The organism is Microvirga splendida (assembly GCF_016427565.1).
GTDB classification, from domain to species: Bacteria; Pseudomonadota; Alphaproteobacteria; order Rhizobiales; family Beijerinckiaceae; genus Microvirga; species Microvirga splendida.
The window spans coordinates 1-18,343 of sequence record NZ_JAELXT010000028.1; the positions used below are offsets into that span (position 1 = coordinate 1).

General features: G+C 64.7%; 17 protein-coding genes. 5 read left to right on the plus strand and 12 right to left on the minus strand.

The features are described 5' to 3' along the window. Positions 1 to 166: 166 nt before the first annotated feature. The 4 genes from JAO75_RS19525 to JAO75_RS19540 all read right to left on the minus strand — a co-directional run bounded on the left by JAO75_RS19525 (position 167) and on the right by JAO75_RS19540 (position 3,732). Positions 167 to 478 carry a hypothetical protein gene (locus tag JAO75_RS19525; RefSeq protein ID WP_199050819.1) on the minus strand — a complete coding sequence of 104 codons (312 nt, stop codon included), beginning with the start codon at positions 476 to 478 and terminating at the stop codon, positions 167 to 169. A gap of 130 nt (positions 479 to 608) precedes the next feature. Continuing rightward, complete coding sequence (locus JAO75_RS19530; protein ID WP_199050820.1) at positions 609 to 1,439, minus strand: hypothetical protein; 831 nt, start codon at positions 1,437 to 1,439, stop codon at positions 609 to 611. A gap of 429 nt (positions 1,440 to 1,868) precedes the next feature. Beyond that, on the minus strand, positions 1,869 to 2,162 hold the full coding sequence (locus tag JAO75_RS19535; RefSeq protein ID WP_246742613.1) for a GIY-YIG nuclease family protein: 294 nt from the start codon (positions 2,160 to 2,162) through the stop codon (positions 1,869 to 1,871). 148 nt (positions 2,163 to 2,310) lie between these two features. Beyond that, entirely contained in the window at positions 2,311 to 3,732 is a 1,422-nt protein-coding gene (locus tag JAO75_RS19540) for an aminotransferase-like domain-containing protein (protein ID WP_199050821.1), read from the minus strand. Positions 3,733 to 3,822: 90 nt separating this feature from the next. Here JAO75_RS19540 and JAO75_RS19545 point away from each other — a divergent pair, with 90 nt between their 5' ends. After that, positions 3,823 to 4,749 (plus strand): DMT family transporter, encoded by a 927-nt coding sequence (locus tag JAO75_RS19545; protein ID WP_199050822.1) that lies wholly within the window; start codon positions 3,823 to 3,825, stop codon positions 4,747 to 4,749. Between the two features lie 9 nt (positions 4,750 to 4,758). On the opposite strand, the gene der is transcribed toward JAO75_RS19545, so the two are convergent. The 3 genes from der to JAO75_RS19560 all read right to left on the minus strand — a co-directional run bounded on the left by der (position 4,759) and on the right by JAO75_RS19560 (position 7,581). Next, the gene (gene der, locus JAO75_RS19550; protein ID WP_199050823.1) at positions 4,759 to 6,108 is read right to left on the minus strand and encodes a ribosome biogenesis GTPase Der; all 1,350 of its coding nucleotides are present in this window, start codon (positions 6,106 to 6,108) and stop codon (positions 4,759 to 4,761) included. Positions 6,109 to 6,121: 13 nt separating this feature from the next. Further along, entirely contained in the window at positions 6,122 to 6,796 is a 675-nt protein-coding gene (locus JAO75_RS19555; RefSeq protein ID WP_199050824.1) for a tetratricopeptide repeat protein, read from the minus strand. Positions 6,797 to 6,990: 194 nt separating this feature from the next. Then, complete coding sequence (locus tag JAO75_RS19560; RefSeq protein WP_199050825.1) at positions 6,991 to 7,581, minus strand: NnrU family protein; 591 nt, start codon at positions 7,579 to 7,581, stop codon at positions 6,991 to 6,993. A 298-nt stretch (positions 7,582 to 7,879) separates the two neighbouring features. Between JAO75_RS19560 and JAO75_RS19565 the strand changes: the two genes are divergently transcribed. Together JAO75_RS19565 and JAO75_RS19570 are read left to right on the plus strand one after the other, a co-directional pair. Then, positions 7,880 to 8,506 carry a TRAP transporter small permease subunit gene (locus tag JAO75_RS19565; RefSeq protein WP_199050826.1) on the plus strand — a complete coding sequence of 209 codons (627 nt, stop codon included), beginning with the start codon at positions 7,880 to 7,882 and terminating at the stop codon, positions 8,504 to 8,506. A 39-nt stretch (positions 8,507 to 8,545) separates the two neighbouring features. After that, on the plus strand, positions 8,546 to 10,438 hold the full coding sequence (locus tag JAO75_RS19570; protein ID WP_199050827.1) for a TRAP transporter large permease: 1,893 nt from the start codon (positions 8,546 to 8,548) through the stop codon (positions 10,436 to 10,438). Positions 10,439 to 10,945: 507 nt separating this feature from the next. Here the strand turns inward: JAO75_RS19570 and JAO75_RS19575 are convergent. Genes JAO75_RS19575 through JAO75_RS19585 form a run of 3 tightly spaced genes read right to left on the minus strand, consistent with a single transcriptional unit; the run spans position 10,946 to position 14,206 of the window. Next, positions 10,946 to 11,293, minus strand: coding sequence for an ArsC family reductase (locus JAO75_RS19575; RefSeq protein ID WP_199050828.1), 348 nt, complete (start codon positions 11,291 to 11,293; stop codon positions 10,946 to 10,948). 3 nt (positions 11,294 to 11,296) lie between these two features. Continuing rightward, positions 11,297 to 12,853, minus strand: a complete 1,557-nt coding sequence (gene guaA, locus JAO75_RS19580; protein ID WP_199050829.1) for a glutamine-hydrolyzing GMP synthase — start codon at positions 12,851 to 12,853, stop codon at positions 11,297 to 11,299. A gap of 54 nt (positions 12,854 to 12,907) precedes the next feature. Further along, positions 12,908 to 14,206, minus strand: coding sequence for an RsmB/NOP family class I SAM-dependent RNA methyltransferase (locus JAO75_RS19585; protein ID WP_199050830.1), 1,299 nt, complete (start codon positions 14,204 to 14,206; stop codon positions 12,908 to 12,910). Between the two features lie 122 nt (positions 14,207 to 14,328). Between JAO75_RS19585 and JAO75_RS19590 the strand changes: the two genes are divergently transcribed. Beyond that, entirely contained in the window at positions 14,329 to 14,478 is a 150-nt protein-coding gene (locus JAO75_RS19590; RefSeq protein WP_199050831.1) for a hypothetical protein, read from the plus strand. 153 nt (positions 14,479 to 14,631) lie between these two features. Here JAO75_RS19590 and JAO75_RS19595 read toward each other — a convergent pair whose 3' ends face one another. Beyond that, a complete protein-coding gene (locus JAO75_RS19595; RefSeq protein WP_199050832.1) occupies positions 14,632 to 15,063 on the minus strand; it encodes an MAPEG family protein in 432 nt (143 codons plus the stop codon). Positions 15,064 to 15,084: 21 nt separating this feature from the next. Beyond that, positions 15,085 to 16,578 (minus strand): IMP dehydrogenase, encoded by a 1,494-nt coding sequence (gene guaB / locus JAO75_RS19600; protein ID WP_199050833.1) that lies wholly within the window; start codon positions 16,576 to 16,578, stop codon positions 15,085 to 15,087. Positions 16,579 to 16,751: 173 nt separating this feature from the next. Here guaB and JAO75_RS19605 point away from each other — a divergent pair, with 173 nt between their 5' ends. Continuing rightward, positions 16,752 to 18,209: a DHA2 family efflux MFS transporter permease subunit gene (locus JAO75_RS19605; RefSeq protein ID WP_199050834.1), complete on the plus strand. Its 1,458-nt coding sequence runs from the start codon at positions 16,752 to 16,754 to the stop codon at positions 18,207 to 18,209. Positions 18,210 to 18,343 lie beyond the last annotated feature (134 nt).

The following is an 18,343-nucleotide window of genomic DNA, read 5'->3' on the forward strand; positions in this document are numbered from 1 at the left end:
GCGTTCCTTTATGCCGCGTCTGTCATGCTCCTCATCCGCCGCTTGGGTCGATGCTCATGATTTACGGGACGGACTCTAAGGCAAGGTATAGCCGAGCTTGCAGCTTTTGTCAAGAACAAAATAGGAACTCGATCCACATAGCATGGATTCTAATTGTTTCGCTCAGCTATTCACCATTGGGATCAAGGCTGAACGCCGCCTGCGTCAGGTCGATCAAGATCAATACGCTAACGAGAATAGTCGTCAGAGCCATACCGTTAGACAATGCTTGTGCAGTTGGTCCGAAACTTTCAAACAGCGGCTTGACAACGACGATAGTAAGCGATGCGATAAGGAGACCAATCAAAGAAAAAGCAGAGTCTTTGACGTGCTTTTTTGATGCACTGAACACAGCCATTTCAATCTTCTCTTCAAGCTTGTTCAACTCAATGAATAGATTTGCCGCAGATGCGAGCGTGATTGTGACGATAACTCCCATGAAGCCAAGGAACTCGTGATTAACAAACCCTTTAAGAAATGTGTTTGTGTCATCAAATACCCAGGGCTGTGTTAAGGATATGGTAATCCAGGCGCCTGTCCATACAAGGACTGTACATATTGCTATTGTTCTATTCACGACCAAGCACCTGGGTGATTTTGCGGGCCGCTTTAGCCACTAAGGACATCTCTTCTGAGTCGCTATCATCAAGGGTAACGACCGTTGCCTGCCTTTTCGAGCTAAAGCGCTTGTTACCTAAAGCGCGTGCCTTGATCGAACCACTTCCCTTCTCTGCGTATGAAACGGCTTCACGTATGGGCTCAGCATCGGTTTCCAAACCTTCGTTACTCTTGAAGGTCGTCGTCACCTTCTGAGCAGATATTTTCTCACGATATCTAGCTAGCCCTTCTCGTACACTCTCGTTCGCACTCCAGAGTCCATTTGGAACAACAAACTCAAATGTGAGTGACGTGACCTGCCCTCTGTTTTCTTCGGCAAAGCGCCAGAAAGTAGACGAGTCAAAGATTGGCTGGATCTCGAGTTGGAACGGGGCATCTCTGTAAAACTGGTTTATGGCTTCGGCCAATGAAATCATGAGCGAGTATGGGGTGCCTACTTGCCGATCAATCTGCAATGCAGCTTTCTGACCATCAGCATGATCTCGTGGATCAAGAGCCAAAACACATGCTTTCCAGCCGTCTCGGCTGTTTTCTGCAAAGCCTTTCTCTGGAGGTAGATTCTCGTCGAACGTAACTTGCCTGCCGAGACGACCAAGGAGCGCTTCGCTGTGGCTCAGTTGGGCGTCAGATCTATAGTGAAATTCAGTCCCATAGTGCTGGAAAATCCAGTCACGACTAAACGCTCTGCGAAGATACTCTTCACGCGATATTTCTTCCTCAAAAAAGCGCTTCTGATCCCTTGGCACCAAGGATAATCTGAAAAGTTCGAAGCGCTCGCCCATTAGACAATTCTTATTCTGATATAGACATAGAATTACATAACATAGATATTTTTGAAGTAAAACTAGAAGTTGCTCTTCGACAAATGCCATGTCTGGCGGCAAAGCCAGATAACATTAGCCAGGATGCTGGCTGAATCTCGATGCGTACAATGACGGAATGATCTGCGAGTGGAGCCTCGGCGTTCCCGGCATTTCACTCCGCGCGCTCCTGGACGGGCAGTGACAAGCAGCGGATCGAGCAGTCATGCCCGGACTTGTTCCGGGCATCCACGTCTTGCGACCGTTGTGGTTCTTGAAGACGTGGATGACCGTGACGAGCACGGCCATGACGAGAGGGTGTCCTTCCTGGCCGTGCCGACGATGGCCGGGACCGATCGCCGGATCCGCGCGGAGAGGCCATGAATGCAGCGGCAACCGGGCGTGAGTGCGCTACCGGTTCAGCGTCTCGTAGAGGTCGTCCCATTCCGGGTTCATGCGGTGGATGAGGCGGACCTTCCAAGCGCGGGGCCAGTGCTTCATGGTTTTCTCGCGCTGGATCGCGTCGCGGATGTCGGGACAATGCTCGTACCAGACGAGACGCTTGAGGCCGTATTGCTTCGTGAAGCCTTCGATCAGCCCTTCGCGGTGCTGCCACGCGCGGCGGGACAGGTCGCTCGTCACGCCGCAATAGAGCGTGCCGTCGCGCCGGTTGGTCATGATGTAGACCCAGCCGCCCTTCTGCATCAGGCGATGGTACTGAGTTGCCTTTCACCCGCAACCGTCATGCCCGGGCTTGCCCCGGGTATCCACGTTTTATTCTGCGCCGGTGTAAAGACGTGGATGGCCGGAACAAGTCCGGCCATGACGATGGAGGATGAAACAGGCGCTTACCTCACCCCGCCGCCGTCATCGCCCTCTCCAGCCCCTTGAACACCCGCTCATCCGTGCATTGGGCCACGTTGAAGCGCATGAAGCTCCTGGCCGATTGCGCCGGGCTGAAGACGTTGCCGGGGGCGAGCACCACGTCCTCGTTCAGCGCGTGGCGCGCCACGACGGCGGCGTCGAGATCGTCCGGCAGGCGGCACCACAGGAGCATGCCGGCTTTCGGGACGATCCAGGGTGTGATGCCGAGCGCCTGCAGGCGCGGGACGACGGCCGCCATGCTTCGGCCAAGCCGGGTGCGCAAGGATTCCAGGTGCCTGCGGTAGCCGCTTGAGCCGAGGACGCCGAGGACCAGTTCTTCGGCGAGGCGGTGGCTGGAGAAGCCCGTGGCGATCCTGAGGTCCGTGAGCTTGTCGATCCAGTCCGGTCTCGCGGCGATGTAGCCGCAGCGGAAGGAGGCCGAGAGGGTCTTCGAGAAGCTGCCGATGCGCACCACCCGGTCCAGGCCGTCGAGAGCCGCGAGACGCGGCGCGGGCTCGTGCTCGAAATCGGCGAAGATGTCGTCCTCGACGACGGTGAGGCCGTGCCGCTCGGCGAGCTTCAGGAGGCGGTGCGCCGTGACCGTGGAGAGGGCGGCGCCCGTCGGGTTGTGCAGCCCGGAATTGGTGATGTAGAGGCGCGGCTTGTGGTGGCCCAGCGCCTGCTCGAAGGCGCCGAGATCGGGGCCCGCCGGGGTCATCGGCACGCCGATCACCGTGACCTGATGGGCGCGCAGCAGGGCCAGGAAGTTGAAGTAGCAGGGGTCGTCCACCAGCACCGTGTCGCCGGGCTGGACCAGCAGCCGGCACACGAGGTCGATGGCCTGGGTGCCGGAATCCGTCAGCAGGATCCGGTCGAATGCTGCCTCGACGCCCTGCTCCGCGAGACGGCGCGAGAGGAAGGCGCGCAAGGGAGCAAGGCCGAGAGGCGTGCCGTAATCGGTGAGGCCCGTTGCATCCTTCGTGCGGGCCAGGCCGCGCAGGGCGCGACGGATCTCGTCCTCGGGCATCCAGGCGTCGGGCAGCCAGCCGCAGCCGGGCTTCAGAACCTCCCGGCGCGCCTCCAGGGATTGCCGCGAGACCCAGAACGGATCGACCGCCCGGTCGAGGCGCGGGGCGAGCTCGGCGAGCGACAGGGGCGCGAGGCTTGCCGCGCTGTAGAAGCCGGAGCCGGGCCGGGAGCGGATGACGCCCTCCGCCGCCAGCCGGTCATAGGCCTCCACCACGGTGGATTTCGACACCCGCATGGTCTGGGCCAGCGCCCGGATGGACGGCAGCTTGCCGCCCGGCGCCAGGGCGCGGCTGGCGATCCGGCGGCGGATGGCCGCCATCACATGCTCCACGAGGGTGCCGTCGCGGGTGGGAAGGGTGAGATCGTCCACTGTACCGGCCATCGTTCCATGACAGTTTGGCTCAACTGTAATGCACCGTCCCTGGAAAAGCCATGCGGTCCGGGCCACACAGGGCAGGATGGAGGGACGCGCATGGACAGGACGACCGAGGGATGGGTCAGCGGTTTTCTCGGGGTGCTGATCTTCAGCGGCTCGCTGCCGGCGACCCGCATCGCCGTGCTCGACATCGACCCGCTGTTCCTGACCCTGGCGCGGGCCACCATCGCGGGGCTCTTAGGCGCGGCGCTGCTCATCGGCTTACGCCAGAAGCGGCCCGCGCGCGGCGACCTCCTGCCGCTCGCCATCGTGTCGCTCGGCGTGGTGGTGGGCTTTCCGCTGCTGACGGCGTTGGCGCTTCAGCACATCACCTCGGCGCAATCCATCTGCTTCGTCGGCCTGCTGCCGCTCGCCACGGCTCTCTTCGGCATCCTGCGCGGCGGCGAGCGTCCGAGGGCCGGGTTCTGGATCTTCTCCGGGCTCGGCGGCGCCCTGGTGGCGGGCTTCGCCCTGCTGCAGGGAGGCTCCGCCTCCTCCACCGGCAGCCTTCTCATGATCGCCGCCATCGTGGCGTGCAGCCTCGGCTATGCGGAGGGCGCCAAGCTCTCGCGCCGCTTAGGCGGATGGCAGGTGATCTCCTGGGCGCTCGTTCTCTCGCTGCCGCTCACGGGGGGCCTGATGCTGGTCAGCCTCCCGGCCTCGTGGAGCGGGATCGGCCTGCCCGCCTGGCTTTCGCTCGCCTACGTGTCCCTGTTCTCCATGCTGATCGGCTTCGTGTTCTGGTATCGCGGCCTGGCGCTCGGCGGCATCGCGGGCGTGTCGCAGCTGCAGCTGCTCCAGCCGTTCTTCGGGCTGATGCTGGCAGCAGCGCTCCTGCACGAAACCGTCGGCTGGGGCATGGTCGCCGTCAACGTCGCGGTCATCGCCTGCGTGGCGGGCGCCAAGCACTTCGCGAAGCCGGCGGCCGCCCCTGAAAACGGAAATGCCCGGGACGAGCCCGGGCATGACGCAGTCAAGGCGTGAGGAACGCTCTTACCCCCGCTTGTCCTTGTCGAACGGGTTCGCGCCCATGCGCAGGGACACCCGGATGGGTGTGCCGGGAAGGTCGAAGGCTTCGCGGATGCCGTTGACGAGGTAGCGGGTGTAGCTCTTCGGCAGGGCATCGAGCTGGTTGCCGAACACGGCGAAGTGCGGCGGGCGCGACTTCACCTGGGTCATGTAGCGGATCTTGATGCGGCGGCCGGAGACGGCCGGAGGCGGGTTGGCGTCGATGGCCTCGGAGAGCCATTGGTTGAGCCGCGCGGTCGAGATGCGGGTGTTCCACTTCTCGTAAGTATGCAGCACCGCCTTCATGAGCGGATCGATGCCGCTGCCGGCAAGGCCCGACAGGGGCACGACCGGCGCGCCGCGCACCTGCGGCAGCAGGCGGGTGGCCTTCTCCTTCAGGTCGGTCAGCAGGCCCTTCTGGTCGGCCACGAGATCCCATTTGTTGAGGCCGATCACGAGGGCGCGGCCCTCCTGCTCCACCAGATCGACGATGGTCAGGTCCTGCTTCTCGAACGGGATCGTGGCGTCGAGCAGGATCACCACCACCTCGGCAAAGCGCACGGCGCGCAGGGCATCGGCCACGGAGAGCTTTTCGAGCTTGTCCTCGACCCGGGCGCGCTTTCGGATGCCCGCGGTGTCGAACAGCTTGATGGCGCGTCCGCGCCATTCCCAATCGAGGGAGATGGAATCGCGGGTGATGCCGGCCTCGGGACCAACGAGCATGCGGTCCTCGCCCACCATGCGGTTGATGAGGGTGGACTTGCCCGCATTGGGGCGGCCGACGATAGCCACCTGCAGGGGCTTGTTCGGGTCGTCCTCATCGCCCTCCATCTCGTCCGGATGGGGGAAGTGAGGCATCAGGGCCTCGAACAGGTCGGCCATGCCCTCGCCGTGCTCGGCGGAGAGCGGCACCGGATCGCCCAGACCCAGCCCGAAGGCCTCGTAGGCGCCCGCCATGCCGCTGGAGCCTTCCGCCTTGTTGGCGATGAGGATCACGGGCTTGCCGGAGCGGCGCACCATCTCGGCGAAGGGCCGGTCGGCGGGAAGGATGCCCACGCGGGCATCGATCACGAAGAGGATCACGTCGGCGTCCACGATGGCGGCCTCGGTCTGGGCGCGCATGCGGCCCAGCAGCGACTCCTCCGTCGCCTCCTCCAGGCCGGCCGTGTCGATGATGCGGAACTCGAGATCGCCGAGGCGCGCCTCGCCCTCGCGGCGGTCGCGGGTCACGCCGGGGCGGTCGTCCACGAGCGCCAGCTTCTTGCCGACGAGACGGTTGAACAGAGTCGATTTGCCGACATTCGGCCGCCCGACAATGGCGACGGTGGGCGTCATGTCTTGTCCTATCCTACTGCGTCACCTGAACCGGGCCGCCCGCCACGAGAGCCGTGTAGACGGCAAGGCGCTGGCGCAGGGCGGCAGGCGTCTCGCGGTCGGCGGCAATCTGGTCGAACCAGCGGCCGGCATAATCCATGTCACCGGCCTTAAGACCGGACAAACCTAAGAGTTCCCTTGCGGAATGACGCCAGGCATTGGCGGGTGCCGCCAGCGGCTCGACGGTCTGGCGCAGGGCGGCGGGTTCCGCGGTGTCGAGGCGCAGCCACGCGGCGCGCAGGCGGGCGAGGTCCTGCCAGAGCGGGGGCACGGAGGCGTCGCTGGCGAGTGCGTCGAAGGCCGTGGCGCCGTTCTCGGCGTTCTGCTGGCCGAGTTCGGCGGCGAGGCGGAAGCGGGCCAGCATGGCATAGCCGGTGCCGGCATCCTCCTTCAGGACGTTCTCGAAGGCCGCCTGCGCTTCCTGTCCCTTGTCGTCGGAGGACAGGCGCAGGGCCTCCTCGTAGCGAACGGCCGCTTCCTGGGCGAGATTCTGCTGCCGGTGCTGCCAATAGCGCCAGCCGCCGACGCCCACCACGATCAGCACCACCACGCCGATGATGATTCCGTTGTAGCGCTGCCAGATCTGGGCGATCCGGTCGCGGCGGTATTCCTCATCGACTTCGCGAATGAACTCGTCGTTCTGAGCCATCGTCCCACTCACGCGGCACGGCGGCCGCCTCCAAAAACACGAAGGGGGGTCGTAAAGCATCGGACCCAAAAGTGGAACCCACTTTTGGGATCATCCGATGCTTCCTATGAATGAGCGCATCGATTGGGGCGAAAAACCGGGCCCACTTTTTCGCTCGATGCGCTCGCATAGACAACCACACAAGGCGAGAGGCTTCATGCCCTCATGGGGAGAACCGGCACGCCGATGAGCCAGGGATGGAGCCAGAACACGAAGGCGAGATACGCGGCGACGCCGATCGCCACCGCCAGGATGTCGTTGCGCCAACCCGCCGGCGCCGCCGTGCCGCCGTGCTGGGCCGCCACGTCCCGGCGCTTGGCGCTGATGCGAGCCAGCACCGCCCATACGAGGAACGAGCCGAAGAGCAGGATCGAGCCGAGATCCCCGTTGGCGATGAGGTGCGCCAAGGCCCATATCTTCACGCCAGCCAGCATGGGATGCTTGAGCCGCGCCTTGATGTGGCCCGGCAGATAGGCCGCCACGAAGCAGATGAAGGCGATCAGGACGAGGAGCAGCGCGAGGTGGCGCGTCCAGACCGGCGGGTCCCAGACCGGGATGTAGCCATCGGCCCGGTACTGTCCATAACCGATGGAGACCAGGACGATGCCGGCGAGCGACAGGAGGGAATAGAGCCCCTTGTAAGGCCCCTCCCCGATCCGGCCGATGAGGGCCGCCCGGCTCCCCCGCGCCATGCTGAAGGAGTGGGTGCCGAGAAAGAGCACAAGGCCAAGAACGAGCAGCGTCACGGGGTGCCTCCAGAGGTTAGGAACTTATAGCCAGATCCCTCAGGGAAACCAATCTTGACTATTGGAGAGCGGCGGGAAAACCAAAAATTCCTCAAGGCCGCCACGCGCAAGTTTCCAACCTCCCGCAAAGCCTTATGCTGCCTAAACTTTTAACAGAAGGGCCTCTTGCGGCACCAAAGTTTCCCCGCTAGGACCCGTCAAAACCTTGCATTGGACGAAAGCGGCTCTAGCGGGGCCGGCTCAAGTCCGATAGCTAGGCCGCAAGATTTCAACCAATAGGTTCTAAGGGGGGAGACAGGTGACGGCACTTCTCGGGCTATCCCGTGTCATCGACTCGATCAATGAACGCATCGGCAAGGTGGCCGCCTGGGCCATTGTGGTGGCCATCCTGGTCTCGGCCATCAACGCCATCATCCGGCGCCTCTTCGGCGTCTCGTCCAATGCCTGGCTCGAGCTGCAATGGTACCTGTTCGGCGCCGTGTTCATGCTCTGCGCCGCCTGGACCCTGAAGGTCAACGAGCACATCCGCATCGACATCCTGTCGAACAAGCTCTCCAAGCGGGGACGCAACACGATCGACCTGATCGGTCACCTGTTCTTCCTGCTGCCGTTCCTGGCGCTGATGCTCTACCTGTGCTTCCCCTATTTCTTCAATTCCTACCGTTCCGGCGAGGTCTCCTCCAATGCGGGCGGCCTGCTGATCTGGCCGGCCAAGGGCCTCATCCTCTTAGGCTTCATCACGCTCGCCTTCCAATGGCTGAGCGAGCTCATCAAGCGCGTGGCGATCATGCGGGGCCAGCTCGTCGACGAGCACGATCACGCCGGCCATCACGCGCCCCCGATCGAAGCCGACCGGCTGGTCGACGAGCTGGGCGACACCAGCACAACCAAGGGCGGCGAGCCTCCGGGCGACGGCATCCGCTGACGCCCCTCGCCCCGATCTGAATTCCGGAGTCTCTCGTCCATGGCTGTCTTCATCGCCCAGAACCTCGCGCCGATCATGTTCGGCGCGCTGGTGATCTTCCTTCTCCTCGGCTACCCGGTCGCCTTCTCGCTCGCGGCCAACGGCCTGCTGTTCTTCTTCATCGCCGTGGAGCTCGCTCCGCTCGCGCCCGAGACCATCAACCTGTCCTGGCCGCTCCTGCAGGCGCTGCCGGACCGCGTCTACGGCACCATGTCGAACGAGGTGCTGCTGGCAATCCCGTTCTTCACCTTCATGGGGCTGATCCTCGAGCGCTCCGGCATGGCGGAAGACCTGCTCGACACCATCGGCCAGCTCTTCGGTCCGCTGCGCGGCGGCCTTGCCTATGCGGTGGTGTTCGTGGGTGCGCTGCTCGCCGCCACCACGGGCGTGGTCGCGGCCTCCGTGATCTCCATGGGTCTCATCTCCCTGCCGATCATGCTGCGCTACGGCTATGACCGGCGCCTTGCGACCGGCATCATCGCGGCCTCGGGCACGCTGGCGCAGATCATCCCGCCCTCGCTCGTGCTGATCGTCATGGCCGACCAGCTCGGCCGCTCGGTCGGCGACATGTACGAGGGCGCGTTCCTGCCGGGCCTGATCCTGTCGGGCCTCTATGCGAGCTACATCTTCCTGGCTTCGATGATCAGCCCGCAGGCCGCGCCCGGCCTGCCGCTGGAGGCGGTCGGCTTCCGCGAGCCCAACGGCTCGCGCGGCGTGTGGCAGCTCGGCGTGCTCGTGCTCTTCTCCGGCCTCGTGGGCTACTACATCCTGTCGCAGACCGACACCCGCGCGGGCGCGGACTTCGTCATCCTGACGATCTGCGTCGCCACCGTGGTGGCGCTCATCTGCGCCCTCATGAACAGGGTGCTCGGCGCCAAGCGGATCGCGATCTCCGCCGTGCTCACCGTGCTGCTCGTGGGCGCCTACGTGGTTCTGAACAACCAGGGATATGAAGATCTGGCGCTCACGCTGGAGATGGTGATCGCCGGCGCGGTCTATGCGCTCGTCGTCGGCGCCGTCGAGCGCTTCACCGGCCTTCGCCTCATGTCCAACATCGCGCAGCAGACCACCTTCGTCATGGTGCCGCCGCTGCTGCTCATCTTCCTCGTGCTCGGCACCATCTTCATCGGCCTCGCCACTCCCACGGAAGGCGGCGCGATGGGCGCCCTCGGCGCGGTGATCCTGGCTGCCGTCAAGCGCCGGCTCGACAACAACCCGAACCGCTTCAACTTCACGATCGTCAAGCAGGCCACGGAAGCGACCGCGAAGCTGTCGGCCTTCGTGCTCTTCATCCTGATCGGCGCCCGCGTGTTCTCGCTCACCTTCTACGGCGTGAACGGGCACATCTGGGTCGAGCACCTGCTGACCTCGCTCCCGGGCGGCCAGGTGGGCTTCCTGGTCGTGGTCAACATCATGGTGTTCCTGCTGGCCTTCTTCCTCGACTTCTTCGAGCTGGCCTTCATCGTGATCCCGCTGCTCGGGCCCGCGGCCGAGAAGCTGGGCATCGACCTGATCTGGTTCGGCGTCATGATGGGCGTGAACATGCAGACCTCGTTCATGCACCCGCCCTTCGGCTTCGCCCTGTTCTTCCTGCGCTCGGTGGCGCCCAAGGTGCCCTATATCGACAAGGTGACGGGCAAGCGCATGGAGCCGGTGACCACGGGCCAGATCTACTGGGGCTCGATTCCCTTCGTGATCATCCAGCTCATCATGGTGGCCATCGTGGTTCTCTTCCCGGGCATCGTCACGCACTACAAGTCGGCCGGCCCCGTGGTCGATCCGGCAGCCGTGCAGCAGAAGCTCGACCAGCTCATCGTCCCGGGTCTCGGCGCCCCCGGCGACCCGGGCGGCCTCCCCGCCCTGAACTTCGACGCGCCGCCGAAGATCCAGTAGGGCGGCGGGTTTAAGACACGGAAAAGGCGGGCTTTGCGGCCCGCCTTTTTGTTTCAGGTGCGATTGTTACTGCCGCTGCCGGCACGAGCCGCCGTGATTGCGGGCTCCGCTCACGCGGCCTTGGGGCGACAGCGTTATGGCGCCAAGGGAAGTGTCATTCCCGGCCGGAGATGGCGGAGCCATCGGAGGGGAAGGGAATCCATGGCGCCGAGGGTGTGGCTGGATCCCCTTCCCGGCCTGCGGCCGCCGGGGATGACACCCGGTCGTCATGGCCGGCCTTGTGCCGGCCACCCACGTCTCTTGAATTATTCGACCTCATCCTGAGGAGCAGACGCAGTCTGCGTCTCGAAGGAGGCTCCAGAGAGCACTGGACGATCCTTCGAGACGGTCGCTCAGGCGACCTCCTCAGGATGAGGTCCGAGGGGAACTTGCAGGGAAAAGACGTAGATGCCCGGACCAAGTCCGGGCATGACGGGGAGAAAACAGCTGTGACGAGCAGGAGGGTTCCTAGCGAACCTCTGCCTCATACTGATCCGGCTTAAATCCGACAAGAATGCGCCCACCCAGGTCGAGCACCGGGCGCTTGATCATGGAGGGCTGGTCGAGCATGAGCGCCAGTGCCCTGCCCTCATCGAGGTTCGCACGGTCGGCCTCCGGCAGCTTGCGGAAGGTGGTGCCGGCCCGGTTGAGCAGCGTCTCCCAGCCGACGCTTTGCGCCCATGACTCCAGCCGCGCCCGGTCGATGCCTTCGGCCTTGTAGTCGTGGAACGCGTAAGTAACGCCCCTGGCGTCGAGCCAGGCGCGCGCCTTCTTCATCGTGTCGCAGTTCCTGATGCCGTAGAGCGTCGCCGGCATTGGCTATTCCCACTCGATGGTGCCGGGCGGCTTCGAGGTGATGTCGTAGGTGACGCGGTTGATGCCCTTGACCTCGTTGATGATGCGCGTGGCGACGCGGCCGAGGAAGGTCATGTCGAAGGGGTAGAAATCCGCCGTCATGCCGTCGATGGAGGTGACGGCGCGCAGCGCACAGACGTGGTCGTAGGTGCGCGCATCGCCCATGACGCCCACGGTCTTGACGGGGAGCAGCACGGCGAAGGCCTGCCAGATCTCGTCGTAGAGGCCGGCATTGCGGATCTCCTCCAGGTAGATCGCATCGGCCTTGCGCAGGATGTCGAGCTTTTCGCGGGTGATCTCGCCGGGCACGCGGATGGCGAGGCCGGGTCCGGGGAACGGGTGGCGGCCCACGAAGGCGTCGGGCAGGCCGAGTTCGCGGCCGAGCACGCGCACCTCGTCCTTGAACAGCTCGCGCAGGGGCTCCACGAGCTTCATCTTCATGCGCTCAGGGAGTCCGCCCACATTGTGGTGGCTCTTGATGGTGACGGAGGGCCCGCCCGTGAAGGAGACGCTCTCGATCACGTCGGGATAAAGCGTGCCCTGCGCCAGGAAATCCGCGCCGCCGATCTTCTTGGCTTCCTCGTCGAACACGTCGATGAAGAGACGGCCGATGGTCTTGCGCTTCACTTCAGGGTCGGACACGCCCTCCAACGCGCCGATGAACAGGTCCTGCGCCTGCACGTGGACGAGCGGGATGTTGTAGTGGTCGCGGAACAGCGTCACCACCTGCTCGGCTTCCGAGGCGCGCAGCAGGCCGTGGTCGACGAACACGCAGGTGAGCTGGTCGCCGATGGCCTCGTGGATGAGGACCGCGGCGACAGCAGAATCGACCCCGCCGGAGAGGCCGCAGATCACCCGGCCTGTGCCCACCTGGGCGCGGATGCGCTCGATGGCCTCCTCGCGGAAGGCCTTCATGGTCCAGTCGCCCCGGCAGCCGGCGATGTCGCGCACGAAGTTGCGGATCAGCTGCGCGCCCTGCGGGGTGTGCACCACCTCCGGGTGGAACTGGACGCCGTAGAACTTGTGCGCCTCGTCAGCCACCACCGCGAAGGGGGCGTTCTCGGACGCCGCCAGAACCTCGAAGCCCTCGGGCAGCTTGGTCACCCGGTCGCCGTGGCTCATCCACACGGGATATTTCTTGCCCACCTGCCAGACGCCCTGGAAGATCGGGCTCTCGGTCAGAACCTCGATCTCGGCGCGGCCGAACTCGGAATGATGCCCGCCCTCGACATCGCCGCCGAGCTGGGCCGCCATGGTCTGCTGGCCGTAGCAGATGCCGAACACCGGAAGCCCTGCCTCGAAGACCTCCTTCGGGGCCCTGGGGGACGCGTCCGTGGTGACCGATTCCGGCCCGCCGGAGAGGATCACGCCCTTGGGCTTCATGGTGCGGATCGCTTCCGCGGCTTTCTGGAACGGCACCACCTCCGAATAGACCCCGTCCTCGCGCACGCGCCGGGCGATGAGCTGGGTCACCTGGGAGCCGAAATCGATGATCAGGATCTTGTCGTGGGTCTGGGTCATGGCAGGGTCTTTACGGCCTCGGGGTCGGGTCAACAATGGGAATATGACGCTTGTTCATGGCTTTCGCACCAGCACGGCGACATAGAAGCCGTCCGTGCCGGTCGTCAGCGGAGTCAGCTGGAGCCCATAGGCGGTCCGGCGGGTGGCGTTCATGAGGAAGCCGAGTTCGGACTTGCCGAGCAGTTCTTCATGGGAGACCGGCTTGAAGCCTTCGTGACGCTCCAGGAAGCCCGCGAGCGCGTCGTCGTTCTCCTCAGGGAGGATCGAGCAGGTGATGTAGACGATGCGGCCGCCCGGCTTCACCAGCTCCGCCGCCCGGTCGAGCACCGTCGCCTGCTCCTTGCGCCGAACCTCCAGGCTGCCGGGGCGCAGGCGCCATTTCGCATCCGGGTTGCGCCGCCAGGTGCCGATCCCGGTGCAGGGCGCGTCCACGAGCACGCAGTCGATCCGCCCGTCGAGATCGGTCACCGCATCGGCCTTGGCCCTCGGCGTGCGGACCTGGACGTTGCGGACGCCCGCCCGGGTCAGGCGCTCATGGATCGGCGCGAGACGGCGGGCATCGTTGTCGGTGGCGTAGATCTGGCCGTGGTTCTCCATCAGGGCCGCCAGCGCCAGGGTCTTGCCGCCGCCGCCCGCGCAGAGATCGACCACCTGCTCGCCGGGCTTGATGCCCGACAGCAGCGCCACGAGTTGCGAGCCCTCGTCCTGGATCTCGATCCAGCCCTTGAGGAATTCCGGCTCGGACTGCACGGCGGGCCCGCGGCCGTCTTCGCCCGGCATGACGCGCAATCCATAAGGCGAAAGCGGCGTCTCGACGGCGCCAAGATGCGGCAGGGCATCGTGGGCCTCGTCGCGGGTGGAGACCTTCAGGGTGTTCACCCGCAGGTCCAGGGGCGCGCGGGTGGCAAGCGCCTGCATCTCGGGCACGAGGTCGTCGCCGAGGAGGCGCTGGAGCGACGGCTCGATCCAGTCCGGGAAATCGCCGGCCACATGGGCGGGAGCGCCTGAAAGATCTGCCTTGTCCAACCGCTCACGCTCGATATCTGAGAGCGGCTCCGGCGCGAAGCGGTCGCCCGAGCAGAGCGCCTCAATGGCGCCCACATCGAGGCCGCGCTGCAGCCTGAGCATGCCGAGCACAATGGCCCGCGGGGCGTTGTCGAGCATGATCCAGGCGGCGGATGCCTTCCGCCGCAGGGCGTCGTAGACGAGGCTCGCGATGGCGGCCCGGTCCTTGGAGCCGGCGAAGCGATGCGACAGGCCCCAATCCTTGAGGGCGTCGGTGGCCGGGCGGCGGCGCGCCTCGATATCGGCGAGGACCTCGATGGCGGCGGAGATGCGGGCGGCAGGTGTCATGAGAAAAGCACACTCGAAGCTTGGCCGCAGAAGCGACACATTGTTTCCTATTTTCCGCCCCCATCGAAAGTGGATGGTGAGGTGCGTGCATTCCGCACGATTCCTCTCTGGAGCCACTTTCCATGTTGACCCGACTGACCCGCGGCCTCGTCGCCGTCGGCCTGACCCTCACGATCGCCGCCTGCGCCACGGCCCCGGCCGCCGACCTGACCCCGCCTCCCATGAAGCAGCTCGACGCCAAGACCCAGCTCGAGAGCGGCCGGAAGTTCTGAGCCCCTCCCTGCCTCATCCTGAGGAGCGGACCAAGTCCGCGTCTCGAAGGATGATCCAGCAGACACTGGAAACGCCCTCGTCCTTCGAGACGCCGCCGCTGGCGGCCCTCAGGATGAGGGCTGACTGAAGAGCCTTTTACAACTCCCCTGCCCTTAAACGCCGGCCTCCGCCGCAAAGATGCGGATGCCGAAGATCACCCACATGGCCGCCAGGATCAGCACCCCGACCAGGAAAGCCATGAAGCGCCGGGAGATCTTGTTGGAGGTGGTGTGGATGGCCGCATGGACGAGGCGGCTTGCCACGAACAGCCACGCCATCGCCACGAAGAGCATGTCGGCCTGCCGGGTGATCAGCGCCAGGGCCACCAGGGCATAGAACAGCACCGGCAGCTCGAACTGGTTATGATACGCGTTCTGGATCTGCGTCACCCGGGCAGGCCAGTTGCGCTCGCCCAGCGCGACGTCCTTCACCCTCACCTCACCGGATCGCAGGTGCCCCACCCGCGTCCGGCCCATCCAGAACAGCAGGATGAAGGTGAGCCCAACCTGGACGAGGACGGGCAGGATGACGGCGGAGATGCTCATGGGCGGGAACTCGACTGAAGCTTAACTGCGGGTCGGATAATTAGGGCTTTCCCGCGTGATCGTCACGTCGTGGACGTGGCTCTCGCGCAGGCCGGCAGACGTGATGCGGATGAACTGCGCCTTCTCGCGGAATTCCGGCAGGGTCGCGGCGCCCACATAGCCCATGGAGGCGCGAAGGCCGCCGGTGAGCTGGTGCAGGACGGCCGAGACCGGACCCTTGTAGGCGACCTGACCCTCTATGCCCTCCGGCACGAGCTTCAGGGTGTCGCGCACCTCCGCCTGGAAGTAGCGGTCGGCCGAGCCGCGGGCCATGGCGCCCACCGAGCCCATGCCACGATAGGACTTGTAGGAGCGACCCTGGTAGAGGAACACCTCGCCGGGGGTCTCGTCCGTGCCGGCGAGCAGCGAGCCCACCATGGCGCAGGAGGCGCCGGCAGCGAGCGCCTTGGCGAGATCGCCCGAGAACTTGATGCCGCCGTCGGCGATCACCGGAATGTCGGCCTGACCGGCCGCCTCGACGGCTTCCATGATGGCGGTGAGCTGGGGCACGCCGACGCCTGCCACGATGCGGGTGGTGCAGATGGAGCCGGGACCGATGCCGACCTTGATGGCGTCCGCGCCCGCATCGATCAGCGCCTGGGCACCTTCCCTGGTCGCCACGTTGCCGGCGATGACCTGAACGGCGTTGGAGAGCTTCTTCACCCGGGTGACGCTCTCCAGCACCTTCACGGAATGGCCGTGGGCGGTGTCGACCACCACCACGTCGCAGCCCGCATCGATGAGGCGCTCGGCGCGCTCGAAGCCCTGCTCGCCCGTGGTCGTGGCGGCGGCGACCAGCAGGCGGCCTTGCGAATCCTTGGCGGCGTTCGGATAGGCGACCTGCTTCTCAATGTCCTTCACGGTGATCAGGCCGATGCAGCGGAAGTGATCGTCCACGACCAGGAGCTTCTCGATGCGGAACTGGTGCAGGAGATGCCGGGCCTCGTCCTGGCTCACGCCCTCGCGCACCGTGATGAGCCGGTCCTTGGTCATCAGCTCCGAGACCTTCTGGCCTGGATTGCTGGCAAAGCGCACGTCGCGGTTGGTGAGGATGCCCACGAGCTTGCCCTTGGCCCCGCCGGGGCCGCGCTCGACCACCGGAATCCCTGAGATGCCGTGATGCTTCATCATGGCCAGGGCATCGGCCAGGGTCTCGTCCGGGTGGATCGTGATGGGGTTCATCACCATGCCGGACTCGTAGCGCTTCACCAGGCGCACCTGCTCGGCCTGGGCCTCGGGCTCGAGATTGCGGTGGATCACGCCCAAGCCGCCGTTCTGGGCCATGGCGATGGCCATGCGGGCTTCCGTCACCGTGTCCATGGCGGAGGCGATGATCGGCATATTGAGGCGGATGGTCTTGGTCAGCTTGGTGGCGACGTCCACGTCGCCGGGCAGGACTTCGGAGCGGCCGGGCCGGAGCAGCACGTCATCGAAGGTCAGTCCCTCGATGATCTTATCGGCGAAAACTGAGGCCATGACCAACTCCTTTGGGGGTGCGCGAATGAGAAAATAACGCTTTGGCGAGTTGGCACGGGTCCGTAGCACGGGGTTTCGTTTTCGCAAAGGGTTCAGAGCCGCATCCCCAGAAGATCTGCATTGCGCCGTTTGAGCCTTTGCATCGGGGTTACACAGCGCTATGTCCGGCGGGCATGCGTCAATCCCGCCTTCTCCCGCTGATCATCGCGACGGCCCTGTTCATGGAGAACATGGATTCGACCGTGATCTCCACCTCCCTGCCGATGATCGCGCAGGACCTGGGAACGGAGGCGATCGCCCTCAAGCTGGCGCTGACCTCCTATCTCGTGAGCCTTGCCATCTTCATCCCGATCTCCGGATGGATGGCGGACAAATACGGGGCGCGGACGATCTTCACGGCCGCCATCGGCGTGTTCATGGCGGGCTCGCTCGCCTGTGCCTGGGCCAATTCCCTCGAATGGTTCGTGTTCTCCCGCTTCGTCCAGGGCGCCGGCGGGGCCATGATGGTGCCGGTCGGGCGCCTCGTGCTCCTGCGCAGCGTGGCCCGCAGCGAGGTGGTGCAGGCGCTGGCGACCCTGACGATCCCGGCGCTGATCGGCCCCATCGTCGGGCCGCCGCTCGGGGGCTTCATCACCGAGTACTTCCACTGGCGCTGGATCTTCTTCATCAACATCCCCATCGGGATCATCGGCATCGTGTGTGCTTTGAGGTTCGTCCCGAACATCAGGGAAGACGACACGCCGCCTCTGGATCTCATCGGCTTCCTGCTGACCGGGGTGGGTTTCTCCCTGCTGATGCTCGGTTTCTCCACCACCGGGCAGCATCTCGTCCCGACACAGATCTCGCTCGGATGCATGGTGGTCGGCGCCGTCAGCCTGGTTCTCTACATTTTTCACGCCAAGCGCACGCCCTATCCGGTCCTGCATCTCAGCCTGCTCAAGGTGCCGACCTTTCGTGTCAGCGTCGTCGGCGGCTCGCTCTTTCGCATCGGCATCGGGGCGATTCCGTTCCTGCTGCCGCTGATGCTGCAGGTGGGCTTCGGCCTGGGTCCCCTGGCCTCCGGCTCCCTCACCTTCATTGCGGCCGTGGGTGCGCTGTTCATGAAGACCATGGCGAAGCGCATCCTCGAGGCGACGGGCTTTCGCCGGCTGCTGACCATCAACGCCTTCATCGGCGCGGCCTTCGTCGCCGCCAACGGGTTCTTCACGCCGGAGACCCCGCACTGGCTCATCATGATCGTCCTGCTGGTCGGCGGCTGCTTCCGCTCGCTCCAGTTCACCAGCCTGAACGCCATCGGCTATGCGGAAATTTCCAACCGCGAGATGAGCTATGCCACGAGCCTGGGCAGCGCCCTGCAGCAGGTCTCGCTCAGCATCGGCGTGGCCTTCGGCGCCCTGGTGCTGGAGACGGCCTCCACCTACGACGGAACGCCTGGGATCACGGCGGTCGACTTCGGGCCGGCCTTCTGGGCTGTCGCGGCCATCTCGGCCCTGTCCGGCTTCGTCTTCGTCCGCCTCTCGCCCAACGCCGGCGCCGAGATGTCGGGGCACCGAGCTGTCGAGAAGAAGCCCCCGGCTACGGGCCTCGGCGACGGCACTACAAATCTCGGTGAGGAGGTAGAACGGCGATAGGGTTGCTCTACCATGGCCTTAAGACCGCGCATCGTGCGGAAAAGTGGTCCCGGTTTTCCGCTAAGAACGATGCGCTAGCACAGGGAGAAGCATCGGATTGGTCCCAAAAGTGGATTCCACTTTTGGGTCCGATG

Bases quoted from the DNA above. Each gene is read 5' to 3' on its own strand.
- JAO75_RS19525 (WP_199050819.1), bottom strand. From the start codon at position 478: ATGGGAGTTATCGTCACAATCACGCTCGCATCTGCGGCAAATCTATTC.
- JAO75_RS19530 (WP_199050820.1), bottom strand. From the start codon at position 1,439: ATGGGCGAGCGCTTCGAACTTTTCAGATTATCCTTGGTGCCAAGGGAT.
- JAO75_RS19535 (WP_246742613.1), bottom strand. From the start codon at position 2,162: ATGCAGAAGGGCGGCTGGGTCTACATCATGACCAACCGGCGCGACGGC.
- JAO75_RS19540 (WP_199050821.1), bottom strand. From the start codon at position 3,732: ATGGCCGGTACAGTGGACGATCTCACCCTTCCCACCCGCGACGGCACC.
- JAO75_RS19545 (WP_199050822.1), top strand. From the start codon at position 3,823: ATGGACAGGACGACCGAGGGATGGGTCAGCGGTTTTCTCGGGGTGCTG.
- der (WP_199050823.1), bottom strand. From the start codon at position 6,108: ATGACGCCCACCGTCGCCATTGTCGGGCGGCCGAATGTCGGCAAATCG.
- JAO75_RS19555 (WP_199050824.1), bottom strand. From the start codon at position 6,796: ATGGCTCAGAACGACGAGTTCATTCGCGAAGTCGATGAGGAATACCGC.
- JAO75_RS19570 (WP_199050827.1), top strand. From the start codon at position 8,546: ATGGCTGTCTTCATCGCCCAGAACCTCGCGCCGATCATGTTCGGCGCG.
- JAO75_RS19575 (WP_199050828.1), bottom strand. From the start codon at position 11,293: ATGCCGGCGACGCTCTACGGCATCAGGAACTGCGACACGATGAAGAAG.
- guaA (WP_199050829.1), bottom strand. From the start codon at position 12,853: ATGACCCAGACCCACGACAAGATCCTGATCATCGATTTCGGCTCCCAG.
- JAO75_RS19585 (WP_199050830.1), bottom strand. From the start codon at position 14,206: ATGACACCTGCCGCCCGCATCTCCGCCGCCATCGAGGTCCTCGCCGAT.
- JAO75_RS19590 (WP_199050831.1), top strand. From the start codon at position 14,329: ATGTTGACCCGACTGACCCGCGGCCTCGTCGCCGTCGGCCTGACCCTC.
- JAO75_RS19595 (WP_199050832.1), bottom strand. From the start codon at position 15,063: ATGAGCATCTCCGCCGTCATCCTGCCCGTCCTCGTCCAGGTTGGGCTC.
- guaB (WP_199050833.1), bottom strand. From the start codon at position 16,578: ATGGCCTCAGTTTTCGCCGATAAGATCATCGAGGGACTGACCTTCGAT.
- JAO75_RS19605 (WP_199050834.1), top strand. From the start codon at position 16,752: ATGCGTCAATCCCGCCTTCTCCCGCTGATCATCGCGACGGCCCTGTTC.